General features: G+C 30.1%; 9 protein-coding genes. All 9 read left to right on the top strand.

The window, feature by feature from the left end:
* Positions 1–76 precede the first annotated feature (76 nt).
* Positions 77–862 (top strand): HAD family hydrolase, encoded by a 786-nt coding sequence (locus DWX74_RS09570; protein WP_286164316.1) that lies wholly within the window; start codon positions 77–79, stop codon positions 860–862.
* Between the two features lie 613 nt (positions 863–1,475).
* Positions 1,476–1,958, top strand: coding sequence for a hypothetical protein (locus tag DWX74_RS09575; RefSeq protein WP_118549744.1), 483 nt, complete (start codon positions 1,476–1,478; stop codon positions 1,956–1,958).
* Positions 1,959–2,135: 177 nt separating this feature from the next.
* Entirely contained in the window at positions 2,136–3,212 is a 1,077-nt protein-coding gene (locus tag DWX74_RS09580; protein WP_118549745.1) for an N-acetylmuramoyl-L-alanine amidase family protein, read from the top strand.
* A gap of 34 nt (positions 3,213–3,246) precedes the next feature.
* On the top strand, positions 3,247–5,067 hold the full coding sequence (locus DWX74_RS09585; RefSeq protein WP_118549746.1) for an Eco57I restriction-modification methylase domain-containing protein: 1,821 nt from the start codon (positions 3,247–3,249) through the stop codon (positions 5,065–5,067).
* Between the two features lie 32 nt (positions 5,068–5,099).
* A complete protein-coding gene (locus tag DWX74_RS09590) occupies positions 5,100–6,305 on the top strand; it encodes a patatin-like phospholipase family protein (RefSeq protein ID WP_118549747.1) in 1,206 nt (401 codons plus the stop codon).
* 300 nt (positions 6,306–6,605) lie between these two features.
* Positions 6,606–6,866 (top strand): HPr family phosphocarrier protein, encoded by a 261-nt coding sequence (locus DWX74_RS09595; protein ID WP_118549748.1) that lies wholly within the window; start codon positions 6,606–6,608, stop codon positions 6,864–6,866.
* 40 nt (positions 6,867–6,906) lie between these two features.
* Positions 6,907–8,619: a phosphoenolpyruvate--protein phosphotransferase gene (gene ptsP / locus DWX74_RS09600; RefSeq protein ID WP_118549749.1), complete on the top strand. Its 1,713-nt coding sequence runs from the start codon at positions 6,907–6,909 to the stop codon at positions 8,617–8,619.
* A gap of 472 nt (positions 8,620–9,091) precedes the next feature.
* Positions 9,092–9,925 (top strand): hypothetical protein, encoded by an 834-nt coding sequence (locus DWX74_RS09605; RefSeq protein WP_118549750.1) that lies wholly within the window; start codon positions 9,092–9,094, stop codon positions 9,923–9,925.
* Positions 9,926–10,790: 865 nt separating this feature from the next.
* A partial coding sequence (locus tag DWX74_RS09610) for a hypothetical protein (RefSeq protein ID WP_147382063.1) occupies positions 10,791–11,129 on the top strand: 339 nt, incomplete at its 3' end.

The following is an 11,129-nucleotide window of genomic DNA, read 5'->3' on the forward strand; positions in this document are numbered from 1 at the left end:
GAAAACTAAAATTCTTGAAAATTTCATAAAGGTGGGGTATATTATAAAAAGATTAAAAATTAAGAGGGGGTATTCTATGATAAAACTTATAGCGACAGATTTAGACGGGACTCTATTAGACAATAATGGAGAATTAAACGAAGAATTTAATCATGTTTTCAATGAATTATATAAAAAGGGAATTACATTTATGGCTGCTAGTGGTAGACAGTATCCATCACTAGAAACACTTTTTGAATCAGTAAAAGATAAAATGATGTTTATAGCTGAGAATGGAACATTTGCAGTAAATAAAGGGGAAGAACTATTATGTGATCCAATGGATAGAAAAAATGTAGAAGATATAATAGACTTCACTAGAGCTGCAGAAAATAAAGAAATTCTTTTAAATACTAAATACACTGCATATACAGAATGTAAGGATAAAGAATTCTTAAAAATGTTAGATATATACTGCTCAAGTGTAACAGTTGTAGATGATTTAAAAGATGTTAAGGAAGATGTACTAAAAACAGCGATATATGATGATAGACCTATTTCTGAACATTGCCAGGATTATTTTGATAAGTTTGGCGAGTATATGACAGTATGTACATCAGGACCTCATTGGTTAGATATAATGGAAAAAGGTGTAACAAAAGGAAAGGCTCTTGAGCATATAAAAGAAAGATATGGTCTAAAAAGTGAAGAGATAATGATATTTGGTGACCAGATGAATGATTTAGAGCTTATAGAATGTGGTTACTATAGTTATGCAATGGAAAATGCTATAGATGCATTAAAAGAAAAAGCCAGATTTATAGCTGGTAAGAACAGTGAAAATGGAGTGCTTGAAAAAATAAAAGAAGTATTCAATATATAGTGATGCAAAGAAAGCCTCAGCTACAGTGATTATGTAGTTGGGGCTTTTTTTAGTTTAAAAGTTTCTACATTATATATATGTATATAATTATTTGAATAGATTGTAGAAAAATATACATATTTATATAAAAAATAGGAATAGATGAATAAAAATAACCACATTACAAAAAAGAATGATAAAAAATATTCAAAATATGTAAAAGAGAAATTAAAATTATAAAAAGAATAGTAAATTAGAAGCAAATTATGTTAAAAAAATAACTACAGAATAGTCAAGTTGTTTTGAATTATCAGAAAATTATATTTAAAAAGATACAACTTAGGACCTGTATACAAGTTGTGAAATAGGGATGAATTATCAGAAAATTTGTGGAATATAGTCTAAAATCCATTAAAAAATAAATTTTTATGGCTGATTTTTCTGAAAATATATGTAAATAAGACTATTTTGTTTAATTGTCAAAATTGTAAAGTAAAATAAAAAAATTTAATACAATCTCTCAAAAAAGGCTTTACTTTTTGCAAAACATTTGTTAAACTATAATCAAAGAAAGAGATAAATAAATATCAAACAAAATCGTAAAAAATACATTAACATAAATGGAGGGACAGTCATGAAAAACTTAAATCTTAGAAAAATAATCGCAGCAGTAGCAATAGTAGTAGTAGCAGGAGGACTTGGAGTACAGAGTGTAAGTGCATTAGAAATAGACGAAAGCTTAAACCCAATAATAACTTCAAGAACAGTAGAAGATAGAACAGCTGATACAGATAAATTTGAATTACCAGAAGTGGATGAAATGAATCCAATAATAACATCAAGAAACTTTGTAAAAGAAGATGTTAAAAATGACAACATAAATATGGTAGCTGAAAAAGATATGATGAACCCAATAATAACTTCAAGAGATTTCGTAAAAGAAGAAGTTAAAAATGACAACCTAAACAAAGTAGCAGAAGAAGATGTAATGAACCCAATAATAACTTCAAGAAACTTTGTAAAAGAAGAAAATAAAATGGATGTAAGAACAACAGCATCTATAGACGATGTGATGAATCCAATAATAACATCAGAAACTATCCTATCTCATAAATAGAGATAATCAAGTATAAATTAATCCCAAAAGACTTATAATTTTAAAAAAGCAGGCTGAGGAGCCTGCTTTTTTAATGCATAATATCCAAATAGAAGGTGTTATTATGTAAACTATTCGATTGAAAAAAATAACCTCAAATGTTAAAATAATAAGGAATATGTTAAGAAAGGTGATATTATGGCGAACAAAGATAATAAAAATAAAAACAAGAGCAATGAAAAGAAAAAAAGCAATGTTATATATATAGATAGAAATAAAAAAACTGGACAAATAAGTACAAAGAATACAAATAAAAATACAACTAAAAAATCAAATAATAAAGAAAAGAATAAATCGACAAAACCTAAGTCGACGATAAAAAATACAAAGAGCAATGTTAAAAAGCCTAAGAAACTAAAAAAGCCTAATGCAGGAAAGTCTATACCTAAAAAGAATGGGAGAAAAATCAAATGGGGAAGAGTTGCCATTGCAGTTCTTTTAGTTGTAGCATTGGGATTTTGTGGAGTTAAAGGTGTACAGATGATAAAAGGTAAATCGCTAAATAAAGTAGGGTCTACATCACAAAGTTCTTCTGGAGATAGTAGTGTATCTAATGATAAAAGCTCTAAAACAGAAGATAGCTCTAATTCTAAAACAAAACCAGTAAAAGGTCAGTATGACTTAGATGATGAGAAAAAACAGCAGTCAAAAAAATACAATATTGTAGTAGATGCTGGACATGGGGGAAATGACAAGGGATCTATTGACAGTACAGAAACCGTATACGAAAAAGACATCGCACTGCAGATAGCTAAAAAAGTAGCATCAAGATTGGGAAGAGAGTCTGATGTAAATGTAATAATGACTAGAACAGAAGATAAATATGTAAGCTTAGAAGAAAGAGCTGAAATTGCGAAGAAAGCAAATGCAGATGCTTTAATCTCTATACACCTAAATGCACAGAAAAAATACGGCGATGCAAATGGACTTGAAACATGGTACAGAAATGGTGCTACAGATGGATCTAAAGAACTTGCTAACTCTGTACAACAGACAACTGCATCTTATGTCGAGATAATGAGTAGAGGAATACTTCGGAATAGCTTTGAAATACTTAGAGAAACTACGATGCCAGCAGTATTAGTTGAATGCGGATTTATAACTAATGTATCTGATATGAAAAAACTAAAAGATCCTAACTACCAAGATATGTTAGCTGAGGGAATAATGCAGGGTACGCTTACGTTTTTAGATGAGAAAAATGGTAAAAATTAGTTAAATAAATTTTATCTATTTTGAGGGGCTTATTATGGAAAAATTTAAAGCAGCGAGATTATATGAAAATAATTTAGATATAGAAAAAAGGAAAAAAACTGGAATTTACTATACTCCTGCAGAAATAGTTGAGTATATAGTAGATAATACAGTTGGAAAATTAGATGTGCTAAAAAATCCACGTCCTAAAATTTTGGATTCATCATGTGGATGTGGGAATTTTCTTGTGTACGCATTTGATAGATTGCTTGAAATTTTTGAGGGAAAATCTGATGAATTAGTTGAAAAATACGGTGATGAATGTTTTAAAAAAGAAAATTTACCTAGATATATTTTAAAAAATTGTATATACGGCACTGATATAGATAGCGATGCTGTAGAAATAACTAAGATGCTTTTGACAAAGACTGCTATTACGGGAACTTATGATGAATCAAGTATAAGCGATGATTTGGATAAAGAAGAAAGCTGGGATGAATATAAAGCGACTTATTTAAGGGAGTTTGAGTGTAATACAGGTATATTTGATATGAATATATATAATAAGGATGGATTGAATATTGATTGGGGAATAAAATTTGATATTATAATCGGAAATCCACCTTATGTAGGGCATAAGCTTCTTACAAAGGAGTATAAGCAGTTTATAATGGATAAATACAAAGAGGTTTATAGAGATAAATCTGATTTGTACTTCTGCTTTTATAAAAACTCTATAGAATTGCTAAAAAAGGATGGAGTAATCCATTTAATAACACCGAGATATTTTTTAGAGAGTATATCTGCGGAATTGCTCAGAAAATATTTAGAAAAAAATGTGGAAATAGAGGAAATTATAGACTTTCTTGGAGCAGAGGTATTCGACTGTGTAGGTATTTCTGCATGCATAATACGAATGAGAAAAAAAGGATATGGAATTTCTACAACCAATATATATAGAAAGAAATCAGATAAGTATGTATATGTAAATGATAGAAAAAATCTTGTCGAGAGTGTAGAGGAAATAAAGAATAATACAAAAGATTTTGAGAGCATAAAAATATCTACAAGTAGATTGCAATCAGATTGGATTATAGCAAACGAAAAAGATATGGAGCTGTATCTTAGAATTGAAAAAATGCAAGGGTATAGGCTTTATGAAATAGCGGAAAGTTCTCAAGGTGTTATAACTGGATGTGATAAGGCGTTTATCTTAAAAAATGACGATAATAGATTAAAAAATATAACGCCTAAACTTTTGAAAGACCTTGCAAAGAGTAGAGATATAGAAAAATATGTAATTCCTAAAGTTAATCACAAGATGATATATTCTAATGATATAAAATGCGAGGATGATGAGAAATATATATTTGAAAATTGTATAAATCCGTACAAAGAAAAGTTAGAAAATAGAAGAGAGTGCTTAAAGTGTATTAGAAAGTGGTATGAACTACAGTGGGGGAGAGAAAAAAGCGTATTTGAGAGAACTAAAGTTATGTATCCCTATAAATCTAGAGAAAATAAATTTGCTGTAGATTACGATAATTTATACAGCAGTGCAGATGTATATTCTTTTTATTTAAAGGATGAGTACAAGGAAGAATTTTCATATGAGTATATTGTAGCTCTTTTAAATTCTTCAATATACGACAAGTATTATAAAATAAATGCAAAAAAGATGAGTAGGGGAATTTATGATTATTATCCTAATAAAGTTATGAAGATGAAGATCTTTAAGGGAGATAATTATGAAAAAATAGAAGAATATTCCAAAAAAATTATGGAAAAAAAGCTGAATATATCGGATAATATAGATAAGCTTATACAAAAGATAGATTTGTTAGTTGAGGAAGATATCTTTAAAGACAAATTTTAATAAGATGCATTTTGCATCAGAAGAGGTGTATTATGAGAGGTCTAGTTCTTGAAGGTGGAGGTACAAAAGGTGCCTACCAAATAGGTGCATATAAAGCACTTAAAGGAATGGGTATGGATTTTCAAGGAATTACAGGTTCTTCAATAGGTGCATTGAATGGTGCATATATGGTTCAGGATGATATACGTATTATGGAGGAAATATGGCTTGAGTACGATTATAAGCATTTTATAAATGTAGATTTTGAAACGTATGAAAAGCTAAAGGATATGGATTTGAGCATGAAGCGGATGAACCAGATTCTTTCTCTTATAAAGAAGTCATTTAAAGAAAATGACGGAATCGACATTACTCCACTTAGGGAGATGCTAGAGGATACTTTGGATGAGGATAAAATAAGAAACAAGGGAATAGACTTTGGAATGGTTACTATGTATATAGATAAAAAACTAAATCCACAGTCGTTATTTTTAGAGGATATACAAAAGGGAAGACTAGTAGACTACCTTATAGCTAGTGCAAGCCTACCTATATTCAAAATGAATGTGATGGACAATAAGCTATATGTAGATGGAATGTTTGTCGACAATCTACCTATTGGAATGCTTGAAAAGAAAGGCTACAAAGATATAGTAGCAATTAGAATTCAGGACAATCTACAGGGTACAATAAGTATAAAAAAACACAGCGACTTAAATCTAAAAGTGGTGTATCCGTCAGAATATCTGGGTGGCTCTATGAATAAAGATAGGGATCATATTCAGAAAAATATAAACTTAGGATATTTGGATACTATGAAAACTTTTGAAAAGTATGATGGAGTTAGATTCTATTTTAGAAACGCCGGAAATATTACAGAAGATATGTGTTTTGAAAAAATAAGGCGTATGAAAAAAGAAGATATAAAGCTTTTATGCCAGGTATTCAATATTAGAAGAAATCCTGATCTAAGAACTTTAATGGAGGCTATTATTCCAAAGGCAGGCGAGTTATTATCGCTGCCAAAGAATTTTACCTACAGAGATTTATACTTTGCGTTTTATGAAAATGCACTTGAGCGCAATGGAAAAAATAGGGTTAAAGTATACGATATTAATTCAGTAATAAATGATACATATCGTGACAATTTAATAGATTATAGAGAGTTCCGTAGAGAAGAAGTTAGGCTTAATATTAAACAAAAGAAAGAACACAGAAAATCTGTGCTTGTAGATTGCTTTATATCTAATTTAAAATAGTGTAATATATACTGTGAATTATGTATATCAATATACTTTTAGACGTGATAATCTACCAAAATTTGTAAGAAAAACATATCTTTTATGTTATACATAATATTTTTAAAAATTTTTATTAAAATATTAATGAAAGTTGTCGAAAAAAATAAAATTTAGTAGTATAATAGAAAAAGATAGCCGAGTGGGAACTTAATAATACCGTCGGACGAAAAATGTCCCACTAAAGTGGGGTAGATATAGATAATATAATTTAAATTTAATTTAATTTAATTTAAAAAACACTTCAGGAGGAATTTAAAAATGGAAAAAAAATTAACAGTTATCAATGAAACAGGTTTACACGCTAGACCAGCAGGAATGTTCGTTAAAGGAGCATCTGAATTCAAAGCTACAGTAGAAATAGAAGCTAATGGTAAAAAAGTAAACGCTAAATCAATAATGGGTGTAATGAGCTTAGGTTTATCAAAAGGAACTGAATTCACTTTAATAGCTAACGGAGAAGATGAAGAAGCAGCTATAGCTAAATTATCAGAAATGGTTGAATCAGGATTCGGTGAATAAGAATCGGTTATAAATAATTATCTTTTAGGAGGATATGGTTATGGCATTCAAAGGAACTGGAGCTTCTCCTGGTATAGCACTAGGTAAAGCACTTGTTGTAGAACATAAAGAGCTTGTTATAGAAAAAAGAACTATAACAGATGTAGATGCTGAAATAGCTAAATTAAGAGAAGCTGTTCAGGTATCTAAAACTGAACTAGAAAAAGTTAAAGAAAAAGCAGCTAAAGAACTAGGTGAAGCAGAAGCTGAAATATTCGGAGCGCACCTTTTAGTTTTAGAAGATCCAGAATTAACTGGAGCAGCAGAAGCTAAAATAGCTGATGAAAAAGTTAATGCTGATTTCGCATTAAATGAAATAAAAGAAATGTTTGTTGCAATGTTTGAATCTATGGACAATGAGTACATGAGAGAAAGAGCAGCAGACATAAAAGACGTTACAAACAGAGTGTTAAGACACTTATTAGGAATAAAAGTAGTAGATTTATCTGCATTAGATGAAGAAGTAGTACTAGTTGCTCACGACTTAACTCCATCAGATACAGCTACTATGAACAAAAAAATGGTTTTAGGATTCCTTACTAATATAGGAGGAAGAACTTCTCATACAGCTATAATGGCTAGAACTCTTGAAATAGCAGCAGTTGTAGGTCTTACTGACATAACTGAAAACGTTAAAGATGGAGATTTCGTAGTATTTAATGGTGATACTGGAGAAGTTATAATAAACCCAGATGAAGAAACTAAAGCAGCTTATGCAGCTAAAAAACAGGCTTTTGAAGAAGAAAAGAAAGCTTTAGAATTATTAAAAGGTAAAGAATCTGTTACTTTAGATGGTAGAAGAGTAGAATTAGCAGGTAATATAGGTACTCCAAACGATATAGAAGGTCTTATAAAAAATGACGCTGAAGGTGTTGGACTATACAGAACTGAATTCTTATACATGGACTCAGACAAATTACCAGAAGAAGATACTCAGTTTGAAGCATATAAAGCAGTATTAGAAGGAATGAGCGGTAAACCAATCGTTATAAGAACTCTTGATATAGGTGGAGATAAGAAATTAGACTATCTTCCTCTAGATGAAGAAATGAACCCATTCTTAGGATACAGAGCTATAAGATTATGCTTAGATAGAACTGATATATTCAAAACTCAGTTAAGAGCATTATACAGAGCTAGTGTATATGGTAAATTAAGAATAATGTTCCCAATGATATCTTCATTAGAAGAATTATTAAAAGCTAAAGAAGTAGTTAAAGAAGTTCAGGCTGAATTAGATGCTGAAGGTATAGCATACGCAAAAGATGTAGAATTAGGTATGATGATAGAAGTACCATCTGCAGCAGTTATATCAGACGTACTTGCTAAACACGTTGACTTCTTCTCTATAGGAACAAACGACTTAATACAGTACACTACTGCAGTTGACAGAATGAACCAGAAAATAAGCTACTTATACAACCAGTTCAATCCAGCTGTGTTAAGACTTATAAAAATGGTTATAGACAACGCACACAAAGAAGGTAAATGGGTTGGAATGTGTGGAGAAGCAGCAGGAGATCAGATGATGATACCAATACTTCTTGGATTCGGATTAGATGAATTCTCTATGTCTCCAATATCTATACTTCCAGCAAGAAAACTTATAACTTCAGTAAATGAAGCAGATATGAAAAAATTTGCTGATGAAGTACTAGCAATGGGAACTGCTGAAGAAATAAAAGCACACGTTGCAAATACTTTCTGTAAATAATTAATTGAAATATAGGGGGATATCGCAGTTTTTGTGATATCTCCTTTTTTAATACCTTGATGTAGATATTGCAATCTTTCTCCAGGCTTCAGCGCCCCACATGTTTATGTAACACATTTCAATGATGTGGGGCGCTTGCAGAATTGTCGATGCGATTTGCAATATCTACATCAAGTCAAAAGTAGATATCACTATAAAACTGCGATATCCTATATATCAATCAATTTATTTGCCAGAAGTGTATTTGCAAGTGTGTGCTTATTTCTTTGTGCAGTTTGTAAAGTTGGGGAAGTAGTAGGTTATATTTTTTTGTTTTTGGATATTATGTATTTGGAGGGGGATTTGTGTTTGAGTGAAGTTTTTAGGGGAAGTGTTTGATAAATGCTGAAAAGAAGGTAGACTTTTTTCTTTAAATACTTTAAAATTATATAGGTATAGTAATGTGAATTTTTTATTAGAGAGGAGATACGAGATGCTAAGAAGAGTGAAGTCTTTAGCTTTGTGTGCTGTGCTTGCTTTTTCTGTTTTTGCAACTGGATGTACTAAGGATTTAGTTACTAAGGTTACAGATAAGAATGTTAATGGAATAGTTAGCGATTATACACAGGTATATAAGTATTATGAGAAGCTAAGAAAAGATATATTATCAATAGATAAATTAAGACATAAGGGTGGTAGTGAAAAAACTGCTCAGAAGCTAACAGCTGATATAGAGAAGAATCTTACTAAGGTAAAGGATCTTGAATATAATTACGATAATATGTACAATGCTCAGAAATACCTTGAGAAGTGCTATAAGGATATAAAGAAAGCTAGTGAGGGTGCTATAGGAAACCATGATAAGTACGATAAGAATATAGTTAAGTTTAAGAAAAATTTTGGGGAGTTTAAGAGATATATGGCTCTTGCAAGAAATGATATAGCAAAGGTTAGAGGTACATCAGATGAGGGCTCTAGTGTTGTAGAGGATAATACAACTACAGATGATGCAGCTACAACTGATACAGAAGCTTCTACAGAGGAAAAAGATGCAAATGATATAATAACAGGTGTTGTTGAAGATGTTAAAAACCGGAATAAGGGAGAGGACTTAGACGCTGATTTAGAAAGTGCTATAAAAGAGAATGGATTCCTTTCTGGTCAGGAGTATAAAGCCAATGGTGGAAGTGAAGCCAATATAGATAAAGAAGCTAAAAAGATGTTTGAAGAGCTTGAAAATGACAACCCTATAAAAGCTACTCAGAAATCAAAAGCTAAAAAAATATTTATAAATGCATTTAAAGAAGGATATGCAGACTATAATTAGAGATTTAAATAGCTGTATAGAAGAAAAATATAGAAGTATATTATAAAAATATGGAAATATATTAGACGATAATTTTGGAGAATTTATAAAATTATCGTCTATTTTTTTGTTTGAAATCATTATTTTTTGCTGATAAGCAAATTATATTCAAGGAAATGCTTACGAATTTATTATCTATAATACTTATAATAATAAGAATAACTTATCAAAAAACGAGAAAAAATTAAATTTGTTTGTGAGAAGAATTTGACGCAGAGTGTTTGAATAGCTAAATTATATGATTTTTTCCGTGAAAAAAATACAATTGTGACAGAAAATGGAATCTAAAATATTAAAGAAAAATCAAAAAATAATTTCTTTTAGAGAAACAATAAAAATTACAAAAAGAAACAACCTACAACAAGATTGGAGTATGTTTATTTTTGACTTTGTGCAAAAATTTACAAAAGTTAGAAAATAGGTATTCGTTTTATAAATAACAAGAAAATAACAACTTCAAAAGAAAAAATTCATTGTAGGTGTGCAAGTTGTTGGTTGTATGTCGTTGTTAGTTTTAGGAAAAATTTATATGATGATTTAAAAATATTGAAAAATCAACTAAAAATCGTGATAACTTTTTGCGTTATATAAGTAACGAAGAATGGAGTAAAAGTAAAAAATCAGGTAAGAAAAAACTAAAAAGAAAATTAAGAATAAAATTATGCAATTTTTGAAAGATTTTAAACAGTTAAAAAATGACCTTGAATTAATGAAAGTTATGGTCTATGATATAGACATAGACAAGGAACAAAGAAAACAAATTAAAAAAATACAAATTACAGACTAAAAAAAATTAAGTCAGAGGGATTATATGGAGGTGTTCACTATGAAAAAGAAATTATCAGTATTAGTATCAGGAGTAGCATTAATGGCATTATTCGCAGCACCAGTATCAGCATTAGTATCAGGAGAAGAAGAAGCAAGTAAAGTTAACTTAAGTTGCCTAGTAGGAGCTGGAGTAGAAGCAGATGTTGCAAAAGCTCACCTGGTTGATGTATTAAACGTGGCAGAAGATGCAGTTGTATACGATGAAGAAGGAAATGGCGTAGATAAAAAATTCTTAAAAGAAGCATATCATGTATTTAATGTAGGTGGAGAAAATGTTTTAGTACGGCGAATTGTCAAGCTAAGTGCAACAGTTTATCATAAAATATCTCGAAGGGTG

The sequence above is a fragment of the Peptoclostridium sp. AF21-18 genome (assembly GCF_003478825.1).
Lineage (GTDB): Bacteria > Bacillota > Clostridia > Peptostreptococcales > Peptostreptococcaceae > Peptacetobacter.